The sequence below is a fragment of the Streptomyces canarius genome, from assembly GCF_014650735.1.
Classification (GTDB): Bacteria; Actinomycetota; Actinomycetes; order Streptomycetales; family Streptomycetaceae; genus Streptomyces; species Streptomyces olivaceoviridis.
On record NZ_BMVN01000013.1, the window covers coordinates 41837 to 65158 of the forward strand.

At 72.2% G+C, this 23322-nt stretch carries 20 protein-coding genes and 1 pseudogene; 9 read left to right on the forward strand and 12 right to left on the reverse strand.

Features of this window, described 5'->3' with window-relative positions:
* Positions 1-90 precede the first annotated feature (90 nt).
* Both IE294_RS19875 and IE294_RS19880 read left to right on the forward strand, forming a co-directional pair.
* On the forward strand, positions 91-1440 hold the full coding sequence (locus IE294_RS19875; RefSeq protein ID WP_189887946.1) for a M18 family aminopeptidase: 1350 nt from the start codon (positions 91-93) through the stop codon (positions 1438-1440).
* 66 nt (positions 1441-1506) lie between these two features.
* The gene (locus IE294_RS19880) at positions 1507-1758 is read left to right on the forward strand and encodes a DUF6458 family protein (protein WP_014673852.1); all 252 of its coding nucleotides are present in this window, start codon (positions 1507-1509) and stop codon (positions 1756-1758) included.
* Between the two features lie 69 nt (positions 1759-1827).
* Here IE294_RS19880 and IE294_RS19885 read toward each other — a convergent pair whose 3' ends face one another.
* The 3 genes from IE294_RS19885 to IE294_RS19895 all read right to left on the reverse strand — a co-directional run bounded on the left by IE294_RS19885 (position 1828) and on the right by IE294_RS19895 (position 5148).
* Positions 1828-3663, reverse strand: a complete 1836-nt coding sequence (locus IE294_RS19885; protein WP_189887949.1) for a thioredoxin-like domain-containing protein — start codon at positions 3661-3663, stop codon at positions 1828-1830.
* Between the two features lie 91 nt (positions 3664-3754).
* Positions 3755-4585: a calcium-binding protein gene (locus IE294_RS19890; protein WP_189887951.1), complete on the reverse strand. Its 831-nt coding sequence runs from the start codon at positions 4583-4585 to the stop codon at positions 3755-3757.
* A gap of 170 nt (positions 4586-4755) precedes the next feature.
* Positions 4756-5148: a cupin domain-containing protein gene (locus IE294_RS19895; protein WP_189888262.1), complete on the reverse strand. Its 393-nt coding sequence runs from the start codon at positions 5146-5148 to the stop codon at positions 4756-4758.
* On the opposite strand from IE294_RS19895, the pseudogene IE294_RS19900 reads away from it, so the two are divergent.
* Positions 5108-5995 (forward strand): annotated as a pseudogene (locus IE294_RS19900) (helix-turn-helix domain-containing protein); the annotation flags it as partial. The gene IE294_RS19895 and the pseudogene IE294_RS19900 overlap by 41 nt on opposite strands.
* A 151-nt stretch (positions 5996-6146) precedes the next feature.
* Entirely contained in the window at positions 6147-6641 is a 495-nt protein-coding gene (locus IE294_RS19905; protein WP_014673847.1) for an LURP-one-related/scramblase family protein, read from the forward strand.
* Positions 6642-6647: 6 nt separating this feature from the next.
* On the opposite strand, the gene IE294_RS19910 is transcribed toward IE294_RS19905, so the two are convergent.
* Positions 6648-7448: a carbon-nitrogen family hydrolase gene (locus tag IE294_RS19910; protein ID WP_189887957.1), complete on the reverse strand. Its 801-nt coding sequence runs from the start codon at positions 7446-7448 to the stop codon at positions 6648-6650.
* A 217-nt stretch (positions 7449-7665) separates the two neighbouring features.
* Between IE294_RS19910 and IE294_RS19915 the strand changes: the two genes are divergently transcribed.
* Positions 7666-8490, forward strand: coding sequence for a maleylpyruvate isomerase family mycothiol-dependent enzyme (locus IE294_RS19915; RefSeq protein WP_189887960.1), 825 nt, complete (start codon positions 7666-7668; stop codon positions 8488-8490).
* 61 nt (positions 8491-8551) lie between these two features.
* Here IE294_RS19915 and IE294_RS19920 read toward each other — a convergent pair whose 3' ends face one another.
* Both IE294_RS19920 and IE294_RS19925 read right to left on the reverse strand, forming a co-directional pair.
* Positions 8552-9862: an MFS transporter gene (locus IE294_RS19920; RefSeq protein ID WP_189887963.1), complete on the reverse strand. Its 1311-nt coding sequence runs from the start codon at positions 9860-9862 to the stop codon at positions 8552-8554.
* Complete coding sequence (locus tag IE294_RS19925) at positions 9859-10533, reverse strand: GntR family transcriptional regulator (protein WP_189887966.1); 675 nt, start codon at positions 10531-10533, stop codon at positions 9859-9861. Before IE294_RS19925 ends, IE294_RS19920 begins: the two co-directional genes overlap by 4 nt.
* Before the next feature lie 189 nt (positions 10534-10722).
* On the opposite strand from IE294_RS19925, the gene IE294_RS19930 reads away from it, so the two are divergent.
* A complete protein-coding gene (locus IE294_RS19930; RefSeq protein WP_189887969.1) occupies positions 10723-11625 on the forward strand; it encodes a D-alanyl-D-alanine carboxypeptidase family protein in 903 nt (300 codons plus the stop codon).
* A gap of 73 nt (positions 11626-11698) precedes the next feature.
* Here IE294_RS19930 and IE294_RS19935 read toward each other — a convergent pair whose 3' ends face one another.
* From IE294_RS19935 to pdhA, 3 genes are read right to left on the reverse strand one after another with little or no spacing between them, the layout of a single operon-like run.
* Positions 11699-13099, reverse strand: a complete 1401-nt coding sequence (locus tag IE294_RS19935; protein ID WP_189887972.1) for a dihydrolipoamide acetyltransferase family protein — start codon at positions 13097-13099, stop codon at positions 11699-11701.
* 10 nt (positions 13100-13109) lie between these two features.
* Positions 13110-14087, reverse strand: coding sequence for an alpha-ketoacid dehydrogenase subunit beta (locus IE294_RS19940; protein ID WP_189887975.1), 978 nt, complete (start codon positions 14085-14087; stop codon positions 13110-13112).
* A 1-nt stretch (position 14088) separates the two neighbouring features.
* The gene (pdhA, locus tag IE294_RS19945) at positions 14089-15318 is read right to left on the reverse strand and encodes a pyruvate dehydrogenase (acetyl-transferring) E1 component subunit alpha (protein WP_014673837.1); all 1230 of its coding nucleotides are present in this window, start codon (positions 15316-15318) and stop codon (positions 14089-14091) included.
* A gap of 539 nt (positions 15319-15857) precedes the next feature.
* Here pdhA and IE294_RS19950 point away from each other — a divergent pair.
* Positions 15858-16874 (forward strand): phosphotransferase, encoded by a 1017-nt coding sequence (locus IE294_RS19950; RefSeq protein WP_189887978.1) that lies wholly within the window; start codon positions 15858-15860, stop codon positions 16872-16874.
* 134 nt (positions 16875-17008) lie between these two features.
* Here IE294_RS19950 and IE294_RS19955 read toward each other — a convergent pair whose 3' ends face one another.
* Positions 17009-18649: a protein kinase domain-containing protein gene (locus IE294_RS19955; RefSeq protein ID WP_189887981.1), complete on the reverse strand. Its 1641-nt coding sequence runs from the start codon at positions 18647-18649 to the stop codon at positions 17009-17011.
* Between the two features lie 343 nt (positions 18650-18992).
* Between IE294_RS19955 and IE294_RS19960 the strand changes: the two genes are divergently transcribed.
* Positions 18993-20633, forward strand: coding sequence for a Stk1 family PASTA domain-containing Ser/Thr kinase (locus IE294_RS19960; RefSeq protein WP_189887984.1), 1641 nt, complete (start codon positions 18993-18995; stop codon positions 20631-20633).
* An 85-nt stretch (positions 20634-20718) separates the two neighbouring features.
* Here IE294_RS19960 and IE294_RS19965 read toward each other — a convergent pair whose 3' ends face one another.
* Positions 20719-21264, reverse strand: a complete 546-nt coding sequence (locus IE294_RS19965; protein WP_189888264.1) for a bacterial proteasome activator family protein — start codon at positions 21262-21264, stop codon at positions 20719-20721.
* A 173-nt stretch (positions 21265-21437) separates the two neighbouring features.
* Between IE294_RS19965 and IE294_RS19970 the strand changes: the two genes are divergently transcribed.
* Entirely contained in the window at positions 21438-22262 is an 825-nt protein-coding gene (locus tag IE294_RS19970; protein ID WP_189887987.1) for a hypothetical protein, read from the forward strand.
* Between the two features lie 79 nt (positions 22263-22341).
* Here the strand turns inward: IE294_RS19970 and IE294_RS19975 are convergent, their stop codons facing one another.
* Positions 22342-23322: an NAD(P)H-quinone oxidoreductase gene (locus IE294_RS19975; RefSeq protein ID WP_189887990.1), complete on the reverse strand. Its 981-nt coding sequence runs from the start codon at positions 23320-23322 to the stop codon at positions 22342-22344.

Here is a 23322-nt window from a genome sequence, read left to right on the forward strand (position 1 = left end):
GTCCGGACGTTCCGGACGACCCCGTCGATTCCTCGCACGGGCCCGCTCCTTACCGGGAGCGGGCCCGTGCACGTCGTTAAGGTGAATCCCATGAGCGCACCAGCCCGCCCGTCATCCGCCGCCGCCCCTCCCGGGGGCGCTTCGCGCGCGCCTCTCACCTTCGACCGCGGCCACACCGACGACCTGATGTCCTTCCTGGCGGCGAGCCCGACGCCGTACCACGCCGTGGCGAACGCCGCCGCCCGGCTGGAGAAGGCGGGCTTCCGGCAGGTGGCGGAGACGGACGCCTGGGACGGGACGTACGGCGGCAAGTACGTGCTGCGCGGCGGCGCGATCGTGGCCTGGTACGTGCCCGAGGGCGCCGAGCCGCACACCCCCTTCCACATCATCGGCGCGCACACCGACTCCCCGAACCTCAGGGTCAAGCCGCGCCCGGACAGCGGGGCGCACGGCTGGCGCCAGGTCGCCGTCGAGATCTACGGCGGCCCGCTGCTGAACTCCTGGCTGGACCGGGATCTCGGCCTGGCCGGCCGGCTGACCCTGCGCGACGGCTCCTCGGTCCTGGTCGACGTGGACCGGCCGCTGCTGCGGGTGCCGCAGCTCGCCATCCACCTGGACCGTTCGGTCAGCTCGGAGGGGCTCAAGCTGGACAAGCAGCGGCACCTCCAGCCGGTGTGGGGCCTCGGCAACGAGGTGCTGGACGGCGAACTCATCGCCTTCCTGGAGCAGGAGGCCGGGCTGACGGCGGGCTCGGTGGCCGGCTGGGACCTGATGACGTACCCGGTGGAGCCGCCCGCCTACCTCGGCCGGGACCGCGAGCTGGTCGCCGGTCCGCGGATGGACAACCTGCTGTCCGTGCACGCCGGTGTCGCCGCCCTCGTCGCCGCGGCAGCCTCCGGTGCCGCGCTCACCCGCATCCCGGTGCTGGCCGCCTTCGACCACGAGGAGAACGGCTCCCAGTCGGACACCGGCGCGGACGGCCCGCTGCTCGGCACCGTCCTGGAGCGCTCGGTCCTCGCGCGCGGCGGGTCGTTCGAGGACCGGGCCCGCGCCTTCGCCGGAACGGTCTGCCTGTCCTCCGACACGGGCCACGCCGTGCACCCCAACTACGCCGAGCGGCACGACCCGACGCACCACCCGCGGGTCAACGGCGGCCCGATCCTCAAGGTCAACGTCAACAACCGCTACGCCACCGACGGTTCGGGCCGCGCGGTGTTCGCCGCGGCCTGCGAGAAGGCGAACGTCCCCTTCCAGAGCTTCGTCTCCAACAACTCCATGCCGTGCGGCACCACCATCGGCCCGATCACCGCGGCCCGGCACGGCATCCGCACGGTCGACATCGGCGTGGCGATCCTCTCCATGCACAGCGTCCGTGAACTGTGCGGCGCCGACGACCCGTTCCTCCTGGCGAACGCCCTGACCGCCTTCCTGGAGGGCTAGTCGGGGCCTCGCCGGGTACCCGGAGGGCACCGGAGATTCCGGAACCAGAAGGGGAGGCGAGGTCTCATGGGTCTCGGCGGATGCATCATCCTCATCGCCGTGGGGGCCATTCTGACGTTCGCGACCGACTGGCACATGCAGGGCGTCAACCTCACCGTCGTCGGCCTGATCCTGATGGCCGTGGGCCTGATCGGCGTGGCGACGTTCAGCGGAATAGCCCGCCGCCGCCGCGTGGTGGTCCCGCCGACGACGCCGGTGGTGGAGGAAGAACCCCGCCACCACCGCGTCGACGGCTACTCCGACGGCTACGGCGTCTGACGGCTGAACCCACCGGCCTGTGAAGGTGGGTTCAGCCGTGCCCAGCTCTGTGCCCGCCGGCCGCGCCGCTCAGCCCTGTCCGGGGGCGGTGTCGTCCATCCCGGCCAGCACCAGGGGCAACCGGTCCGCACCGCCCTCGGTGAGGCGGACCGGGACGCCCCAGTCCTGCTGGTGGACGTGGCAGGCCGGGTATGCGTTGGCCGGATCGTCGTCGCAGGACGCCGCCATCGCGGAGACGTGCAGGACGCCCTCCGTGACGTCCGGGTTCAGTTCCAGGTCGCGGGACAGGTCGGTGTCCGCTCCCTCGCCCTTGAGCAGCAGCTCGGGCGGGGTGGCGGAGACCAGCAGCCGGGTCGAGGGGCCGTAGCGTATGTCGAGCTTCTGGCCCGCCGGGGCCTGGAAGATCACGTCCAGGCGCAGCGCGCCGGGGACGACCTCGGTCGCGGCGCGCTGGGTGCGGTGGGCGACCGACTCCACGCGCACCGCCTCCTCCGGCAGCCGCAGCCGGGTCAGCCGGTGCCGGGCCGACTCCACGACCACGATGTCCTCACCGGCCAGGACGGCGCCGCTGGGCTCGCGCAGATCGGTGGCGAGCGTGGTGACCTCGCCGGTCGCCGGGTCGTAGCGGCGCAGGGCGTGGTTGTAGGTGTCGGCGACGGCGACCGAGCCGTCCGGCAGGGCGGTGACGCCCAGCGGGTGCTGGAGCAGGGCCTGGTCGGCGGCGCCGTCCCGGTGGCCGAAGTCGAACAGGCCGGTGCCGACGGCGGTGTGCACCTGCCCGTCGAGGCCGACCCAGCGCAGGGCGCTCGTCTCGGAGTCGGCGAGCCACAGCCGGTCGGCGGTGGCCGCGAGGCCGGAGGGCTGGGCGAACCATGCCTCGGCCGCGGGCCCGTCCACCAGGCCCTCGTTGGTGGTGCCGGCCGCCACGGCGACCGTGCGCTCGGCCGGGTCGTACGTCCACAGCTGGTGGACGCCCGCCATCGCGATCCACACCTTGCCGCCGAAGACCGCCACGTCCCACGGCGAGGAGAGGTCCACCTCGCGGGCCGGGCCGGAGGTCGCCGAGCCCTGCCACCACTGCTTCCCGGTGCCCGCCAGGGTGGTCACCTCGCCCGTGACCGGGTCCAGGCGGCGCAGGGCGTGGTTGACGGTGTCGGCGACCACCACCGAGCCGTCGTCGAGGAGGGCGAGGCCCTGCGGCTCGTTGAAGGACGCCTCCCGCGGGCCCCCGTCGGCGAATCCGCGCGTGCCGGAGCCGATGCGCCGTACGACGGTCTCGGCGTCCTCGGCCAGCTCCACCAGCTGGTGCCGGGTGGTGTCGCTGACCAGGAAGGTGCCGGACGGCAGCAGCAGGGCCTTGCCCGGGAAGCGCAGCGCCGTCGGCTCCGGCTCCGGTGCGACGTACGGCCCGTCGCCACGGCGCAGGGTGCCCTTGGCCTCGTGCTCGGCCTCCAGCTCGGTCACCAGCCGCTCGATGGCGTGCACATGCCCCTCGCCCGCGTGCTGCGCGACGACGTACCCCTCGGGGTCGATCACCACGAGCGTCGGCCAGGCGCGGACCGCGTACTGCTTCCAGGTGGCCAGCTCGGGGTCGTCCAGGACCGGGTGCGCCACGCCGTAGCGCTCCACGGCGTCCACGACCGCCTGGTGCTCCGCCTCGTGCACGAACTTCGGCGAGTGCACCCCGATCACCACGAGCGTGTCCTGGTGCTTCTCCTCCAGCTCGCGCAGCTCGTCCAGGACGTGCAGGCAGTTGATGCAGCAGAAGGTCCAGAAGTCCAGGACGACTATGCGTCCGCGCAGGTCGGCGAGGGTGTACTGCTGGTCTCCCGTGTTCAGCCAGCCACCCTTGCCGATCAGCTCGGGGGCGCGGACTCGGGCGCGTCGGGGTGCGGAGTCGGTCATGGCTCCAAGAGTGCCACCTGACGCCGACAGCCGTTTCGGCGCCTGTGGAAAACCCGGGCGCGGGGCGGCCCGCCCGTGACCGGCGCGGCCGTCAGCCCTGGTGGACCACGTTCCGGCCGGGGCCGCCGGAGAGCGTGTCCCGGCCTGGGCCGCCGTAGAGCCTGTCGTTCCCGCTGTTGCCGTACAGTCTGTCGTTGCCGCTGTTGCCGTACAGGACGTCGTCGCCGGTGCCGCCGGTGATCGTGTCCTTGCCTTCGTCACCGGCCAGGTCCTGGGCGCCGGCGCCGCCGTGCAGCACGTCGTCGCCCTTGCCGCCCTGCACGATGTTGTCGCCACCGCTCGCGTTGATCGTGTCGTTCCCGTCGCCGCCCCAGGCCAGGCCCTCCTTGCCGACCGTGAGCCGGTCGTTGCCCGCGTCGCCCGAGACGTAGGCGCCGTCGAGGCGGCCGGAGTCGGTCGCCTTGTCGTTGCCGGAGCCCAGGGAGATCTGGGCGTAGTAGTAGATCTGGTCGGTGGCGTTCCTGTACGCGAGGGTGTCGTCGCGGTCGCCGAGGTCCACGACCAGGGCGGCGTACGGGTCCTGGCTGTCGAGGCTGGTGACCGTGCAGGAGACCTTCGTGCGGTCCGCGCCGTCCGGGTGGGCGCAGCCGTGGCCCGCCTTGATCGCGACGGTGTCGTCGATCACGTAGGTGATGCCGGTGCGGTCGGCGGTGAGCGACGCGGTGACGGTGGCCTTGTTGGTCTGGCCGGGGGCGGCCTTGTAGGTGAGCTGCCAGTCGTACTGGTTGACCTCGGCGGTGGCGGGCGAAGTGGCCGCCGACGCGGTGCCGGACAGGGCGAACGGCACGGCCAGCGCGGCGGCCGTGCCGACGGCCAGGGCGAGCGCGCGGACGGGCCGGCGGCGGTGGGCGCGAGCGGACATGGTGGACCTCCGGGAGGAACGGGCGGACTGTTCGGCCGGCTTCCGCCGGCTTCCGCACCGTTCGACTCGGGGCTGCTCCCGTTGGTTGGCCAACACCCTTGGGAGAACCGGAAGTTCACCCGCGGAACACCTGGTGTCCCGGTGGATTCCGGCGTCCCGTCAGGAGCGGGTCACGCCAGCGCGTGACCCGTGGTCGCGTCCACGTGGCCGGGGACGTCCTCGTGCCGGTCGCCGACGGTCAGCGTCCCGGTGGGCTCGAAGAGCAGGATCTCGGTGGGCACGGGCGCGTACGGCTTGTGCTCGGTGCCGCGCGGGACGGTGAACACCGATCCCCTGGGCAGGACCACCGTGCGCTCGCCGGCCGGTTCGCGCAGACCAATGTGCAGCTCGCCGGGGAGGACCAGGAAGAACTCGTCGGTGTGTTCGTGCGCGTGCCAGAGGTGTTCGCCCTCCACCTTCGCCACGCGGACGTCGTAGTCGTTGACGGCGGTGACGATGCGGGGGCTCCACTGCTCGGATAAGTACGACTTCCGGCTGTGCGCGGCCGAGCCGCACACCCGGATGCGGGACGGCTTCTTCACGCTGGGCGGAGTGGCCGGTCTGGAAGCCTCCGAGGAGGCCGACACGCTGATCGTGCCGAACCGCCCGGACACCGAGGTCCCGCGCGCGGAGCGCGTCCTGGACGTCGTACGCCGGGCACACGCGCGTGGCGCCCGCCTCGTCGGCTTCTGCTCGGGCGCGTTCACGATCGCGGAGGCCGGGCTGCTGGACGGGCGCCGCGCGGCCTGTCACTGGATGTGGGCACAGTCCTTCCGGTCCCGCTTCCCCGCGGTGCGCCTGGAACCGGACGTGCTCTTCGTGGACGACGGCGACATCCTCACCGCCTCCGGCAGCGCCTCCGCGCTCGACCTCGGCCTGCACCTGGTCCGCCGGGACCACGGCGCGGAGATCGCCCACCACGTCTCCCGGCGGCTCGTCTTCGCCGCACACCGGGACGGCGGGCAGCGGCAGTTCGTGGAGCGGCCGGTGCCCGCCGTGCCCGACGAGTCCCTCGGCCCGCTGCCGGCGTGGGCGCAGGAACGGCTGGACGAGCCGTTGACGGTGGCCGGCCTGGCGTCCCGCGCGGCGGTCAGCCCGGCCACGCTGCACCGGCGCTTCCGCAGCCGGCTGGGCACGACCCCGCTGGCCTGGCTCACCGCGGAGCGGGTGGCGCTGGCGTGCCGGCTGATCGAGCGGGGTGAGGAGCGACTGGACGTCGTGGCGGCGCGCAGCGGCCTGGGTACGGCGGCCAATCTGCGGGCGCGGCTGCGGCGGGAGACGGGGCTGAGCCCCTCGCAGTACCTCAGGCGGTTCGGGACGGCGCCCGTGGAAGGTGCGGCCGGTCGGCAGGGCCGGGTCAGGACGGCGTGAGACGGACCCGGGTCCGGGTCCGCGGTCGCCCGCGATCCGGCCCGCTCGCCCCGGGCGGTACGGCGTCGGGGTCACGCACGACGCCTCGGGCCGGCCTGACGAACCAGCACGACCCGTGACGATCGACCGGTGCCGGGGAAGCATGACCCGTATGAGATTCCTCGTACGCGACCGGATCCTCGGCATCGGTGACGACTGGTGGATCGAGGACGAACACGGCCGGAAGGTGTTCCTCGTCGACGGCAAGGCGATGCGCCTGCGGGACACCTTCGAGCTGAAGGACACCGAGGGGCGGGTCCTGATCGACATCCACCAGAAGATGTTCGCCCTGCGCGACACCATGCTGATCGAACGCGAGGGCGAGCCCCTGGCCAGGATCCGGCGCAAGCGGCTGTCCCTGCTGCGCAACCACTACCGGGTCTCCCTGGTGGACGGCACCGAACTCGACGTCAGCGGAAAGATCCTGGACCGCGAGTTCGCCGTCGAGTACGACGGCGAACTCCTCGCGGTGATCTCCCGCCGCTGGCTGAGCGTCCGCGACACGTACGGCGTGGACGTCGTACGGGAGGACGCCGACCCGGCGCTGCTGATCGCGGTGGCGGTGTGCGTGATCCACCTCGCCGAGAAGGAGGGGGAGGAGGACTGACGGGGACTAGCGCGGGCGCCGGGGCGGTTCCAGGCCCAGCACCCGGTCCTTGAGCGCCGGGAACTGTTCGCGGGTCGCGCCGACCTTCGCCGGGTCCAGGTCGACCGTGAGGACCTCTTCTCCGGGGCCCGCCTCGGCGAGCACCTCGCCCCACGGATCCACCACGATCGAGTGACCCGCCTGCGGAACTCCGGCGTGGGTCCCGGCCGTTCCACAGGCGAGCACGAACGCCTGGTTCTCCACCGCCCGCGCCTGGGCCAGCAGCGTCCAGTGCGCGCGTCGCCGCTCGGGCCAGCCCGCCGGGATCACCAGCGTCTCGGCGCCGGCGTCGACCAGACCGCGGAAGAGCTCGGGGAAACGGAGGTCGTAGCAGGTGGCCAGGCCGAGCGTGGTCCCGGGCAGCCGGGCCGTCACCAGGTCCCGGCCGGCGCCCATCAGCACCGCCTCGCCCTTGTCGAAGCCGAAGCGGTGGATCTTGCGGTAGGCCGCGGCCGGCTCACCGGAGGGGGAGAAGAGGAGGGACGTGTTGTAGAGGGTGCCGTCAGGGTCCCTCTCGGGCAGGGAACCGGCGTGCAGCCACACGCCCGCGTCGCTCGCCGCCTTGGCCATGGCCTCGTACGTCGGCCCTTCGAGCGGCTCGGCCGCCCGGCCGAACTCCTCGAAGGCGAAGGCACCGGTCGTCCACAGTTCGGGCAGTACGACGAGGTCGGCGCCGCTCTGCTCCCGCACCAGCGCGGCCACGCGCCGGCGCCGGGAGTCGACCGGTTCGCCCTCGTCCACGGCGATCTGGATCAGCGAGGCGCGCACACTACCACCGTCCTGGCATTCGAGTCGTCCACACGGGCCTACGATCGTCACACGAAAGCACTGCCGGGGTGCCTTTCAGCAGCGTAACTTGGGGGTGCCCCCAGTTCGAGCACAGTCGAGAACCTGGGGGACTCCAAGACACCCGCCGAAGTGCAGCCGCCCACTGGCCATGCCGCCACAACCTGCCCGTGTACCGACCGCCGAGGGGTCCCGTTCCGTGAGTCTGCATCCCACCCTCCAGCCCTACGCCGACGCCTGGACCCACTCCATCGAAGCGATATCCGAGATGGTGCAGTCGCTCGTCGAAGGCGAGTGGAACCGGCGGACACCCTGCCCCGGCTGGTCGGTGCGGGACGTCGTGTCCCATGTCATCGGCCTGGACTGCGAGATGCTCGGCGACCCGCGCCCCATCCACTCCCTGCCGCGCGACCTCTTCCACGTCACCACCGACCACCAGCGCTACATGGAGATGCAGGTCGACGTCCGCCGCCACCACACGGCGCCGGAGATGACGGCCGAGCTGGAGTACACGGTCATCCGCCGCAACCGCCAGCTGCGCAACGAGGCCCGGGACCCCGGCACCAAAGTGCGCGGGCCGCTGGGCACGGAGATCACCCTGGAACAGGCCTACCGCGCCCGCGCGTTCGACGTGTGGGTGCACGAGCAGGACCTGCGCGCGGCCCTCGGCCGCCCCGGCAACCTGGACTCGCCGGGCGCCTACGTCACCCGGGACGTCCTGCTGGAGGCGCTGCCCAAGGTCGTGGCGCACGACGCGAACGCCCCGCGCAGCTCGGCGATCGTGTTCGACGTGCACGGCCCGGTCGAGTTCCTGCGCACGGTCCGCGTGGACATCCAGGGCCGCGGCACCCTGGAGACCGTCCCCGCCCTCGGCCCGGCGGCCACCCTCACCCTCGACTGGGAGACCTACGTCCGTCTGGCCTGCGGTCGGGTGAGCCCCGAGGCGGTGGCGGACCGGGTGAAGACGGAGGGCGACCAGGAGCTGGCGGCGGCCATCCTGCGCCACTTCGCGGTGACGCCGTGACGGCACCCGGCCGGCCTCCCGGCCGACCGGAGAAGCACGGGCGGGCGGGATGCCCCGCGGCTCACGCCGCGGGCACGTGCACCGTCTCCACCCGGCTGGCGACCAGCCGCTCGCGCTCCCGCCGGGCCGCCCGCCCCCGCAGCCGCAGGATCTGACCGATCCCGAGCGCCTGGAGCACGAACACGGCGCTGAACGCCACGGTGTAGTCGTCCCCGGTCGCGTCCAGCAGCACGCCGATCGCGAAGAGCGTCGTCATGGAGGCGATGAAGCCACCCATGTTGGTGATGCCGGACGCCGTGCCCTGTCGCTCGGGCGGGTTGGCCGGCCGGGCGAAGTCGAAACCGAGCATGGACGCCGGTCCGCACGCCCCGAGCACCGCGCACAGCACCAGCAGCAGCCACATCGGCGCGTGCTCCCCGGGGTAGGCCAGGGTCGCCGCCCACAGCAGCGCGGTGGCGGCCACCGTGCCCAGCGCCAGCGGCAGCCGCGCCGCGTGGTGCCGGGCGACGATCTGGCCGTAGACCAGGCCGATCACCATGTTGGACAGCACGACGAGAGTGAGCAGCTCGCCGGCCGTGGCGCGGCTGAGGCCCTCCGCCTCGACCAGGAACGGCAGGCCCCACAGCAGCAGGAACACCATCGCCGGGAACTGGGTGGTGAAGTGCACCCACAGGCCCAGGCGGGTGCCGGGCTCCCGCCAGGAGGCGGCGATCTGCCGGCGGACGTAGGCCGCGCCCCGGTGCGGGGACGGCTCCGGCTCCTGCCCCTCGGGGTGGTCCTTCAGGAAGAGCAGGGTGAGCACGAGGACGACCGCCCCCGCCAGCGCGCTGCCCGCGAACGCCGGGGTCCAGCCGATGCCGTGCAGCAGCCGGGCCAGGACCAGGGTGGAGACCAGGTTGCCCGCCATCCCGACCAGGCCCGCGAGCTGAGCGACCAGCGGGCCGCGCCGGGCCGGGAACCAGCGGGTGCCGAGCCGCAGCACGCTGATGAAGGTCATCGCGTCGCCGCAGCCCAGCAGCGCCCGGGAGGCGAGCGCGGTGCCGTACGAGGGGGAGAAGGCGAAGCCCAGCTGTCCGGCGGTGAAGAGCACCGCACCGATGCTCAGCACCTTCTTGGTGCCGAGGTGGTCCACGAGCAGGCCGACGGGTATCTGCATGCCCGCGTAGACCAGCAGCTGGAGGATGGAGAACGTGGAGAGCGCCGAGGCGCCCACGTGGAAGCGGTCGGCCGCGTCGAGGCCGGCCACGCCCAGCGACGTACGGAAGATGACGGCGACGAAGTAGACGGCCACGCCTATGGACCAGACGGCGACGGCCCGGCGCCCGCCCGGCGGATCGCCCGGAAGGGTGGCGCCGCGCCCCGGAAGGCTCATCGGACCTCACCCCGTGCCAGGTGCGAGAACCAGCCCACATGCCGGTGCACGATCCCGACGGCCGCCTCGGCGTCGCCGGCGCGCAGCGCGTCCAGGATCTCCTCGTGCTCGGCGAGCGTCTTGGCGATCCGGTCGGGGTGGGAGTGCATGACGGCGACGCCCATCCGCAGCTGCCGGTCGCGCAGCTGGTCGTAGAGCCGGGAGAGGATCTCGTTGCCCCCGCTGCGCACGATCTCGGCGTGGAAGCAGCGGTCGGTGACCGCGGCGGCGGCCAGGTCGCCGGCGGCGGCCTGCGCCTTCTGCTGCTCCAGCAGCTCGGCCAGCCGCTCCAGCAGGCCCGGCGGCGCGGGTACGGCCTTGCGGGCCGCGTGCTCCTCGACCAGCAGCCGGGTCTCCACCACGTCGGCGATCTCCTGCGCGGAGACCGGCAGGACCAGGGCGCCCTTCTTCGGGTAGAGCCGGATGAGGCCCTCGGCCTCCAGCCGCAGCAGCGCCTCCCGGACGGGCGTGCGCGAGACCCCGACGGCCTCGGCCAGCTCCCCCTCGGTGAGCAGGGTGCCGCCCTCGTAGCGGCGGTCGAGCACACCCTGCTTGACGTGGGTGTACACGCGGTCGGCGGCGGGTGGCGGCTTGAGGGACTGAGGGGCGGACTGCTCGACGGCCGTGTTCATGCCCACAGCATAGATACAACACGTACGCAAGGGCCGGACCGTCCATCATACGGACGTGACGCACGTCTCTCTCGGCGACCGCACAACCTTCTGTGCTACTTACGTGTCACACCTATGCGGCCCCCTCCCGCTTGCCACCTCAACTCGGCCGCAATCCAGGGGCATTCAAGACATTCGAGGTATATCACTTTGATTACCGGCATCAAGGGCATCCGCCTCCGCAGAGCAACTGCCGTCGCCGTCACGTCCGGCGCGCTGCTCGCGACCGGTGCCCTCACCGCAGCGCCCGCACAGGCCGTCACCGCGCCGACGATCGTGGCCAAGGGCGGGTTCGTGATGAACAACGCCAACGCCGCGACGCTGTACGGAAAGGCGGCGGACACCAGGCGCTCCACCGGCTCCACCACCAAGATCATGACCGCCAAGGTCGTGCTCGCGCAGTCGAACCTGAACCTCGACGCCAAGGTCACGATCCAGAAGGCGTACAGCGACTACGTCGTCAAGAACAACGCCTCCCAGGCCCACCTGATCGTCGGCGACAAGGTGACGGTCCGCCAGCTGCTGTACGGCCTGATGCTGCCGTCCGGCTGCGACGCCGCCTACGCGCTCGCCGACAAGTTCGGCTCCGGCTCCACGCGGGCCGCGCGGGTGAAGTCCTTCATCGGCAAGATGAACACCGCCGCCAAGAACCTGGGTCTGAAGAACACCCACTTCGACTCGTTCGACGGCATCGGCAACGGCTCCAACTACTCGACGCCGCGCGACCTGACGAAGATCGCCAGCAGCGCGATGAAGAGCTCCACGTTCCGCACGATCGTCAAGACGAAGTCGTACACCGCGAAGACGATCACCAAGACGGGCAGCACCCGCACGATGAACCCGTGGAAGAACACCAACGGGCTCCTCAGCAGCTACAGCGGCACCATCGGCGTGAAGACCGGTTCCGGCCCCGAGGCCAAGTACTGCCTGGTCTTCGCCGCGACCCGGAACGGCAAGACCGTCATCGGCACCGTCCTCGCCTCCTCCTCCATCACCCAGCGCGAGGCGGACGCGAAGAAGCTGCTCAACTACGGCTTCGCCAAGCTCGGCTGACGCACCGACGACAAGGGCCCGCCGCACCCCGTGCGGCGGGCCCTTCGCCGTGCACCGGCGAGTCGTCGGGCGGTCAGGCCCAGGTGATCAGCCGCTTCGGCTGCTCCAGGATCGCGGCGACATCCGCGAGCACCTTCGAGCCCAGCTCGCCGTCCACCAGCCGGTGGTCGAAGCTCAGGGCCAGCGTGGTGACCTGACGCGGCTTCACCTTGCCCTTGTGGACCCACGGCTGGAGCTTGATCGCACCGACCGCGAGGATCGCCGACTCGCCCGGGTTGAGGATCGGGGTGCCCGTGTCGACGCCGAAGACGCCGACGTTGGTGATGGTCACCGTGCCGCCCTGCATCGCCGCGGGGGAGGTCTTGCCCTCGCGGGCCGTGGACACCAGCTCGCCCAGCGCCTGAGCCAGTTCGGGGAGCGTCTTGTCCTGCGCGTCCTTGATGTTCGGGACGATCAGACCGCGCGGGGTGGCCGCCGCGATGCCCAGGTTGACGTAGTGCTTGCGCACGATCTCCTGGTTCGCCTCGTCCCAGGACGCGTTGATGTCCGGGTTGCGCTTGATGGCGACCAGCAGGGCCTTGGCGATCAGCAGCAGCGGGTTCACCCGCAGGCCCTGCATCTCCTTGTCCTGCTTCAGCTCCTCGACCAGCTTCATCGTGCGGGTCACGTCCACCGTCACGAACTCGGTGACGTGCGGCGCGGTGAACGCCGAGCCGACCATCGCCTGCGCGGTGGCCTTGCGGACGCCCTTGACCGGGATGCGGGTCTCCCGCGCGGTGTCGTACGACGCCACGGGCGCCGGGGCCGCGGGAGCGGCGGGCGCCGCCGTGACCGGGGCGGCCGGCTCGGCCGTCCGGGGCGTGGCCGCCGCGTGGACGTCCTCACGCGTGATGATGCCGTCCGGGCCGGACGGGGTGATCGCGGCCAGGTCGACGCCCAGGTCCTTGGCCAGCTTGCGCACCGGGGGCTTGGCCAGCGGGCGGGACTTCCCGGCGACCGCGCCGCCGTGGCCGTTCAGCTCCGCCTGGACCGCCTGCGCCGGCGCCGGGACGGTGACCTCGGGGCCCTTGCGCGGGCGGCGCCTGGTGGAGGAGGCCGCCACGCCGTACCCAACGAGGACCGGCTGGCGGCCCTCCGGCTTCGGCTCCTCCTTCGCCGGGGCGGGGGCCGCCGCGGGCTGCTCGGCGGGGGCCTCCGGCGCGGCACCGCCGGCCCCGGCCACCGCCACCGCGATGATGGACGTGCCCACGTCCACCGTGGTGCCCTCGGGGAAGTGCAGTTCGCGGACCACGCCGTCGTAGGGGATGGGCAGTTCGACGGCCGCCTTCGCCGTCTCCACCTCGCAGACCACCTGGCCGTCCGTCACCGTGTCGCCCGGCTGGACATACCACTTGAGGATCTCGGCCTCGGTGAGTCCCTCGCCCACGTCGGGCATCTTGAACTCGCGTACGGACGCTTCCGTCATCGTCGTCACGACCCTCTCCTCAGTACGCCAGCGAGCGGTCGACGGCGTCGAGCACACGGTCCAGGTCCGGCAGGTACTCCTCTTCCAGGCGCGCCGGCGGATACGGGGCGTGGTAGCCGCCGACCCGCAGGACCGGTGCCTCCAGGTGGTAGAAGCAGCGCTCGGTGATCCGGGCGGCGATCTCCGCGCCGGAGCCGAAGAACACCGGTGCCTCGTGCACCACGACCAGGCGGCGGGTCTTCTCCACCGAGGCCTGGACGGAGTCGAAGTCGAGGGGGCTGACCGAGCGCAGGTCCAGGACCTCCAGGGACTTGCCCTCCTCGGCCGCCGCGTTCGCCGCCTCCTGGCACAGCTTCACCATGGGGCCGTAGGCCGCCAGCGTCAGGTCGGTGCCCTCGCGGACCACGCGCGCCTTGTGCAGCGGGGCGGGGATCGCCTCGAAGTCGACCTCGGCCTTGTCCCAGTAGCGCCGCTTGGGCTCGAAGTAGATCACCGGGTCGTCGCTCTGGATGGCCTGCTGCATCATCCAGTACGCGTCCGACGCGTTGGACGGGGAGACCACCTTCAGGCCGGCCACGTGCGCGAACAGCGCTTCCGGCGACTCCGAGTGGTGCTCGACCGCGCCGATGCCGCCGCCGTAGGGGATGCGGACGACGACCGGCAGCTTGACCTTGCCCAGCGAGCGGGCGTGCATCTTGGCCAGCTGGGTGACGATCTGGTCGTAGGCCGGGAAGACGAAGCCGTCGAACTGGATCTCCACCACCGGGCGGTAGCCGCGCAGGGCCAGGCCGATCGCGGTGCCGACGATGCCGGACTCGGCGAGCGGGGTGTCGATGACCCGGCTCTCGCCGAAGTCCTTCTGCAACCCGTCCGTCACCCGGAAGACGCCGCCGAGCTTGCCGACGTCCTCACCCATGATCAGCACCTTGGGGTCGGTGTCCAGGGCACGGCGCAGCGACTCGTTGATGGCCTTGGCCATCGCCATCTTCTCGGCCATCTCAGTGACCCCCTTCATCGGCGAACGACGCCTGGTAGGCGGCGAACTGGGCGCGCTCCTCGTCGACGAGCGCGTGCCCGTCCGCGTATGCGTTCTCGAAGATGGCGAAGTGGTCCGGGTCGGGCATGGCGCGGACCGCTTCGCGCACTCGTTTGCCCAACGCCTCGGACTCGGTCTCAAGTTCCGCGAAGAATCCCTCGTCCGCGTGGTTTGAGGCCTCCAGGTACCGGCGGAGCCGCAGGATCGGGTCCTTCGCCTCCCAGGCCAGCCGCTCCTCGTCGCCCCGGTAGCGGGTGGGGTCGTCGGAGGTGGTGTGCGCGCCCATGCGGTAGGTGTACGCCTCCACCAGGGTGGGGCCCTCGCCGTTGCGGGCGCGCTCCAGCGCCCACTTGGTGACCGCGAGACAGGCCAGGACGTCGTTGCCGTCGACGCGGACGCCGGGGAAGCCGTAGCCCTGCGCGCGCTGGTAGAGCGGGACGCGGGTCTGGCGCTCGGTCGGCTCGGAGATCGCCCACTGGTTGTTCTGGCAGAAGAACACCACGGGGGCGTTGTAGACCGCGGAGAAGGTGAACGATTCGGCGACGTCGCCCTGGCTGGAGGCGCCGTCGCCGAAGTAGGCGATGACCGCCGAGTCCGCGCCGTCCTTGGCGACGCCCATCGCGTAGCCGGTGGCGTGCAGCGTCTGGGAGCCGATGACGATCGTGTACAGGTGGAAGTTGTTGCTGTTCGGGTCCCAGCCGCCGTTGTTCACGCCGCGGAACATGCCGAGCAGGTTGGTCGGGTCGACGCCGCGGCACCAGGCGACGCCGTGCTCCCGGTAGGTCGGGAAGACGTAGTCGTCCTCGCGGGTGGCCCGGCCGGAGCCGATCTGGGCGGCCTCCTGGCCCAGCAGGGACGCCCACAGGCCCAGTTCGCCCTGGCGCTGGAGGGCGGTGGCCTCGGCGTCGAAGCGGCGGGTGAGCACCATGTCGCGGTACAGGCCGCGCAGCTCTTCAGGGGTGATGCCGGCGACGTAGGCGTCGTACTCGGCGTTCTTGACCCGCTTGCCCTCCGGCGTCAGGAGCTGTACGAGCTCCGGATCGGTGCTCTTCCTGGCGGTGCTGCGGGTGGTGCGCTTGGTGCCGGTGGCTCCGGTCGCGGCGCCGGTGGTGCCGGTCTTGCCGCCGGTGGTGCCGGCCTTGCCTGCGGCGGTGCGTCGCGGCTTGCGCGCGGCACTGCTCTCCACGGTCACGTGTGCTCCTCCGTCGTTCCGGCCCCCGGGGTTGCCGGTAGGCCAGTGCGGCTCACCTGTTTCGACCACCGGGCACGGGGTGGGTGCCACTCGGCCGGGAACAGGCGTGACAGGTGCCCCGGCGAGCGCCCTGCAACCATCACGTTACCCAGTGCCCCACATTTCTGTGAAACCCCGTTTGACCTGCGATTTTGCTTGGATTTCCAAGTAAATCGAGGCGATGCGGAAGCGCGCTGGTCACAGCCTTGCGGCAGTCCGGAGCATCCGCACGTTATCCCGCGCACCCAGGTCACGGGAAGAGTTTCATGTGAGACCGGCCTCGCACACGAAGAGGGAAAAGTCGCGGTATTTCTCCCGCATACGGATGAGGCCCTCGGGCGCGTACGGACGAAGACCTCGCCGCGGCCCGCGCGGAGACGGAAAGGCCCATCTCGTGACCGAAAGCGACCACTGGCGACTGTCTGTGACAAGCCCCAGCTCACAGGGGCCGCGCGTGCCCTAGCATCTGGCGCGTGCCGCGCTCATGTGTACCACCCCCCGTGCCCCACGCACTCCCCTTGGGCGCCCTGCTCCGCCTGTACGCCGCGGGTACCGCCCTTACCTGTGACCCGGTCGACCAGGGCCTGCTCAACCGCGGCTACCGGCTGTGCACCACGAGCGGCCGTTACTTCCTCAAGCACCACTTCGACCCGGACACCGCCGACCCGGCCGCCATCGAACGCCGGCACCTGGCCACCCGGCGCCTCGCCGACCTCGGCGTCCCGGTCGCCGTACCGCTCGCGCACCGCGAGGGCCGCACGGTCGCCGTCGTCGGCGGCCACGCCTACGCCCTGCACCCCTGGATCGACGGCAGGCACCGGCACGGCGGCCAGCTCACCCGAGGGGAGAGCGCGCGCCTGGGGGCGCTCCTGGGCGCCGTGCACGCCTGTCTGGAGCGCGTGATGCCCCCCAAGGGGCGCACGCGCCCTGCGACGAGTCCCCACCCGGTGGAGAGCGCGGACCCGGCCGACACCTTCGCCCTCATCGACGACCTGCTCGCCCATGTGCGGCGGCACCGCCCCGCCGACGCCTTCGACGAACTCGCCCGGCACCGGCTGCTGGAACGCCGCGCGCTCCTGGAACAGCACGCGGACCGGCGCCCGCCGCGCGGCGGTTCGGTGGGCTGGGTGCACGGCGACTTCCACCCGTTCAACCTGCTCTACAAGGACGACGCCCCGGCCGCCATCGTGGACTGGGACCGGCTCGGTGTGCAGCCGCGCGCGGAGGAGGCCGTACGCGCCGCCGTGATCTTCTTCGTGGCGCCCGGCGGGACCCTGGACCTGCCGAAAGTGCGTGCCTACGCGCGCGCGTACCGGCGCGCGGCCGGCGCCACGCCCTCGGAACTGTCCGCGGCCGTGCACCGGGTGTGGTGGGAGCGGCTGAACGACTTCTGGATGCTGCGCTGGCACTACGAGCGCGGCGACACGCGCGCGGACACCCAGTTCCCGGCCGCGTCGGCCCTCGCGGTGTGGTGGACCCGCGGGTACGACGCGGTGTGCGACGCGTTCGTGCAGTAGGCGCCGGGCCTCAGGTCCCGGACGAGCGAGAAGCCCCGTGCGGGTGATGAGACACGTCCGGGCGGGGCGCGTTCGTGCGGCGGACCGGCGGCGTCACCTCACGGGGACGCCGTCCCGGCCGCCGTGGGTGTCCTTCAACCGGTGGTGGCGCCGGTGCTGCCGTCCGTCGTGGTGCCGCCCGCGTCCGTGCCACCCGTGTCCGTGCCGCCCGTGTCCGTGCCGCCGGTGTCCGTGCCGCCCGTGTCCGTGCCGCCGGTGTCCGTCCCCGCGTCCGTGCCGCCGTTCGTCGGGTCCGTGGGCTGCGACTGCGAGGTCTGCGGCTGCGACGGCTCGGTGCTCGGGGTGGAACTCGCCGTCCTCGACGGGGTGTACGACGGCGTCGTCGCCGGCGGCCAGCCGGAGCCGGTGCCCGTGCCGGAGCCGCTGTTCGTCTCGGGGTCCGAGGGCTGCTGGTCGGTCTTCTCGTCGGTCGGGGTCGGGGTGGGCGACTCGTGCTTCGTGCTCTTGGACGGGGTCTTCGTCGGCTGGATGTCGGTGTCGTTGCCGCCGCTGCCGCCCGCGCCGTTCAGCGCCAGCGCCACGCCCGCCGCGATGGCGATGACCGCGAACACGGCGAGGAGCCACAGCTTGCCGCGTCCGCCGCCCTTGTTCCCGTGCCCCTCGAAGCCGCCGTCGTCGCCGCTGCCGTAGCCCGCGGGCAGGATCGGCTGCGGGATCTGCGTGGTGCCCGAGGCGTCCGCCGGGTGCGGCATGACGGTCGTCCCGGCGAAGCCGCCCGCCGGGGTCTGCCGGCCGTCGTGCGTCTCCACCGGGCCGGTGTTCCAGGTGCCGGTGTGCGCGCCCTGGTCGTAGAGCATCTGGAGGCCGTACTGGACGAGCCCGCGCATCTCCTCGGCCGTCTGGAACCGGTCGTCGGGGTCCTTGGCGAGCGAGCGCATGACCAGGCCGTCGAGCTCCGGCGGGCAGGTCCCCTCGGAGACCTGCGACGGCGGCACCGGCATGTCCTGGACGTGCTGGTAGACCACCGACAGCGGGGTCTCGCCGGTGAACGGGGGCCGCAGCGCGAGGAGTTCGTACAGCAGGCAGCCGGTGGCGTACAGGTCGGAGCGGTGGTCGACGGCCTTGCCGAGCGCCTGCTCCGGGGAGAGGTACTGCGGGGTGCCCATGACCATGCCGGTCTGCGTCATCGTCGTCGACGCGCCGTGCAGGGCGCGGGCGATGCCGAAGTCCATCACCTTGACGGCACCGCTGTGGGTGATGATGACGTTCGCCGGCTTGATGTCACGGTGGACGATGCCGTGCTGATGCGAGTAGGCGAGCGCCTCCAGCACGCCGGAGACGATGATCAGGGCCTGCTCGGGGCCCGGCGCCTCGGCGTTCAGCAGCAGGTCGCGGATGGTGCGGCCCTCGACCAGCTCCATGACGATGTACGGCACGGACTGGCCGCCCACCGTGTCCTCGCCGGAGTCGTACACGGCGACGATCGCGTGGTGGTTGAGGCCGGCCACCGACTGTGCCTCGCGGGTGAAGCGGGCCTTGGAGACCGGGTCCTCGGCCAGGTCCGCGCGGAGCAGTTTGACCGCGACCGTCCGGCCCAGACGGACGTCCTCGGCCGCGAACACCTCGGCCATGCCGCCCCGGCCCAGCCGGTGCGTGAGCCGGTACCGGCCGTCGCCGACGAGCCCGCCGTTGCCCCACATCTCCGGCGCGTCTGACATGCCGCCGCCAGTCGCCTCGGGGTCGGACGGGCCCTGAGAGCGCTGCGTCTGTGCCATCAGTCCTCGCCGTCGTTTCTGCCCGCGGTGCGCGCGGTGTTGTCACGGTCTCCGTCCGCCACGCTACAGCCTCCGCGGGGACCACCGGTCCGGAACGGCAACCGGGACCGACCCGAGACGGACCGGTCATGAAACCTCTAGCACGCGCTGTCGTGCAAATTCTGTGCGCCGGTCGTACGTCCCCTGTAACGCTTGCGCGACGCTTCTTGCGCGTACGGTCACGGAACGGGCACCGAGCTTGACGTGCCGAGGCCCTCGGGCAGACTTGGCCGGGAATGACACATTCGATCAAGGCCTGTCCGCCGGCTGACGGCGCCGCACGGCCGGTGGGGGACGCGGAGAGATGAGCCAGGACGGCGCACACGGCCGGTACGCGGGGCAGGCGCTGGCCGGGGGCCGCTACCAGCTGCGCGACCTACTGGGTGAGGGCGGCATGGCCTCCGTGCACCTCGCGTACGACGCCGTGCTGGACCGCCAGGTCGCCATCAAGACGCTCCACACCGAACTCGGCCGGGAACAGGCCTTCCGCGAGCGCTTCCGCCGCGAGGCGCAGGCCGTGGCCAAGCTCACGCACACCAACATCGTCTCCGTCTTCGACACGGGCGAGGACGAGTTGAACGGCATGGCGACGCCGTACATCGTCATGGAGTACGTCGAGGGCCGGCCGCTGGGCTCCGTCCTGGAGGAGGACATCCGGCAGTACGGCGCGATGCCCGCGGACAAGGCCCTGAAGGTCACCGCCGATGTGCTCGCGGCCCTGGAGATCAGCCACGAGAAGGGGCTGGTCCACCGCGACATCAAACCGGGCAACGTGATGGTGACCAGGCGGGGCGTGGTCAAGGTCATGGACTTCGGCATCGCCCGCGCCATGCAGTCCGGCGTCACCTCGATGACGCAGACCGGCATGGTCGTCGGCACCCCGCAGTATCTCTCGCCCGAGCAGGCTCTCGGCCGCGGCGTGGACGCCCGCTCCGACCTGTACTCGGTCGGCATCATGCTGTTCCAGCTGGTCACCGGGCGGCTGCCGTTCGACGCGGACTCGCCGCTGGCCATCGCGTACGCGCATGTGCAGGAGGAGCCGGTGGCGCCCTCCTCGGTCAACCGCGCGCTGCCGCCCGCCGTGGACGCGCTGGTCGCCCGCGCGCTGAGGAAGAACCCGAACGAGCGCTTCCCGACCGCCGAGTCCATGCGCGACGAGTGCCTGCGGATCGCGGCCTCCCTCCAGGCGGCCCCGCCGAGCATCGTGCCGGGCGCCGGACCGGCGCAGAGCGGCTCGGGCGTCGGCTCCGCGGTGTTCCCGCCGGTGGACCGGACAGCCCCGGCGGCGCCGCACGGGCAGGTGCAGACGCCGTACCCGCCGGCTCCGGCACCGGTTCCGAACCCGTACGGCCACCCGACTCCCGCCCCGGGGTACGGCTACCCGCAGCAGGGCGGCTACCAGACGACGCCCGTGGGCTACGGCCCGCAGGGCGGCGCCCCGACCCCGCCGCCGTACACGATGGCGCCGCAGCAGACGGGCCGGTCCGGTGGCGGCCGGAACAGACGGCCGGTGGTCGTCGGATCGGTCGCGGTGGCGGCCGTCGTGGCCGTCGGCCTGATCGTCGCGATCACGCTGAGGAACACCGGCGAGGGCACCAGGGGCGGCAGCGGCGGATCGAGCGCCTCCGCGTCCGCGTCGCACCAGGCGGGCTACCGCGGTCCGGACACCACCCGGCGGATCGACAAGACCAAGTGCACCGATCCGCAGGAGTCCTACAACGATCCGGACAAGATCCAGCTGCCCGACTTCCGGTACAAGGACATCGGCTCCGTGAAGGAGTGCCTCCAGGCCGCGGGCTGGAAGTGGGACATCAAGGATGAGGACGACAACACCTGGGGTGACGGGACGGTCCTCAACCAGTTCCCCGAACAGGGCACCGACGTCGACCAGGACGACGTGGGCACCATCGAGCTGAGGGTCTCGACGGGCAATCCGCCGCAGTGAGCCGCCCCCGGCGGTCCGGGGCACGGGTCGGGCCCGGCGGTCGTCCGCCGGGCCCTTGGTGTGTCTGGCCGAGTCAGGGGGGTTCTTACAGGTACGGCCCGCCCGAGCGACCGCCGGTGTGCTGGTCGTCGCCGCCCTCGTGGCCGGTCACGCCCGGCGGGAGCGCGCGGCGCATCTGCTCCAACTGGGCCCGGGCGGCCATCTGCTGGGCGAACAGCGTCGTCTGGATCCCGTGGAAGAGACCCTCCAGCCAGCCCACCAACTGTGCCTGCGCGATCCGCAGTTCCGCGTCGCTCGGGGTGGCGTCGTCGGTGAACGGCAGGGAGAGCCGTTCCAGTTCCTCGACCAGCTCGGGGGCCAGGCCGTCCTCCAGCTCCTTCACCGAGCTGGCGTGGATCTCCTTGAGTCGCACCCGGCTGGCCTCGTCGAGGGGAGCCGCCCGCACCTCCTCCAAGAGCTGCTTGATCATGCTACCGATCCGCATGACCTTGGCCGGCTGTTCCACCTGCTCCGTCACCGGGGTCTCACGGGAGTCCTCGTGCCCGTCGCCACCGCCGAGCGCCATCCCGTCCTGACCCACGACAAGGATCTGGGGGTTCCCCGGCGACCGTTCGTTCCTCGGCATCTCCATGCCGTCATTCTCTCGCACGCCACCACCTCATCACCGTGCTGCCCCCTCGTGGGGCTGATCCACCGTTTAGACCCGACGGCCCAATCCGGAATGCCTCCTTCGCCATGGAATGTGAGGCTTGTTCCCGTCGGTTTTCCATCGGTCACGGCACCTGGGCCCGGGAGGTCACCGACGTGACTGCACACCCACGACTCACGCTGCGCTGTCTCCGGCTGCTGGTCGTCCTCACGGCGACGGCGCTGCCGGCGTCCGGCACCGCCGTCGCGTACGGCGGCACGCCCGTCCTCGCCGCGGAGCCGGACACCGCCCGCCCGTCCACCATCGGACACCGGGAGCAGGCCGGCACACGGCAGGGAACCAGACAGGGCGCGGCCCCGGGGCACGCGCGTCCTCTGGCGGCCGTCCCGGAGCACGCGCCCGTCGAGCACACGGCTCCGGAGCACGCCGCCCCGGACCGCGGACGCCCGGACCAGGGTCCCCCCGAGGAGGCGTCCCCGGAGGAAGCGTCCTCGGAGGAGACGTCCCCGGAGGAGACGTCCGAGGAGGCGTCCCCGGACGAGACGTCCTCGCAGGAGACGTCCGCCGCCGTCCCGATGCCGTCCGACTCCGCCTCGGCGTCGGTCCGCCCCTATCGCCCCCTCGCCTCCGTAGAGCCGTCCCGGGCGGGCAGCCGGGCCGGTGAGGGACGGATGCGGCCGGGGCGGCCGGACGGGCCCGAGGTCGAGGACGAGGGCGACGACGACCCCCCTCCCGCCACCCCTGCCGCCCAGCCGGAGGAGCCGGAGACCGCGGAGGTGCCGGGCGTCTCCCCCTCGCCCCTGGAGACCGGCCCGGACCCCACCGGTTCCCCGCAGGGGCCCGCCGCCGAGCAGGCGGCCCCACCGGGAGAGGCCCCCACGGAGCCGGTGCTCCGCATCCTCCCGCTCGGCAGCGGCCTGGTCCTCATCGGTCTGGGCCTGGGGCTGGCCCTCCTCGGCCTGAGACTCCGCAAGAGCTGACCGCCCGGGACGGCCCGCGACCTGCCTGGACGGCCCGGAACGGCCGGGGCCTCGCGGCGCCGCCCCGCACCGCCTCCCGTTACGGCGCGACCAGCAGCACCTTGCCGATGTGGCCGCTCGCCTCCACCAGCCGGTGCGCCTCGGCCGCCTCCGGCATCGGCAGCTCGCGGTCCACGACCGGGCCGACGTGCCCGCCGGCGAGCAACGGCCACACGTGCTCGCGTACGGCGGCGACGATGGCGGCCTTCTCCCCCAGCGGGCGGGCGCGCAGCGAGGTCGCGCTGATCGCGGCCCGCTTGCTGAGCAGCGTGCCGATGTTCAGCTCGCCCTTCACACCGCCCTGCATGCCGATGATGGCGAGGCGTCCGTTGACGGCGAGCGCCTGGACATTGCGGTCCAGGTACTTCGCGCCCATGTTGTCGAGGATGACGTCGGCGCCCGCGCCGCCCGTGGCCTGCTTGATCTCGGCGACGAAGTCCTGCTCGCGGTAGTTGATCAGTACGTCCGCGCCCAGTTCGGCGCACCGGTCGAGCTTCTCCTTCGTCCCGGCGGTCACCGCCACCTTGGCGCCGACGGCCTTGGCGAGCTGGATCGCCATGGTGCCGATGCCGCTGGAGCCGCCGTGCACCAGCAGCGTCTCGCCCGGACGCAGATGGGCGACCATGAACACGTTGGACCAGACCGTGCAGACGACCTCGGGCAGTGCCGCGGCGCGCGTGAGGTCCACGCCCTCGGGCGCGGGCAGCAGCTGTCCGGCCGGTACGGCGACCTTCTCGGCGTAGCCGCCGCCCGCGAGCAGCGCGCACACCTGGTCACCGACGGCCCAGCCGGAGACGCCGGGGCCGAGCGCGGCGACCGTGCCGGAGCACTCCAGGCCGGGGTAGGGGGAGGCGCCGGGCGGGGGGTTGTAGAAGCCCTGGCGTTGCAGGATGTCGGCACGGTTGACGGCGCTGGCCACCACCTCGACCAGCACCTCGCCCTCGCCGGGCACCGGATCGGGGACCTCGTCCCACACCAGCGCCTCGGGACCACCAGGTTCGGGAATCGTGATCGCATGCAT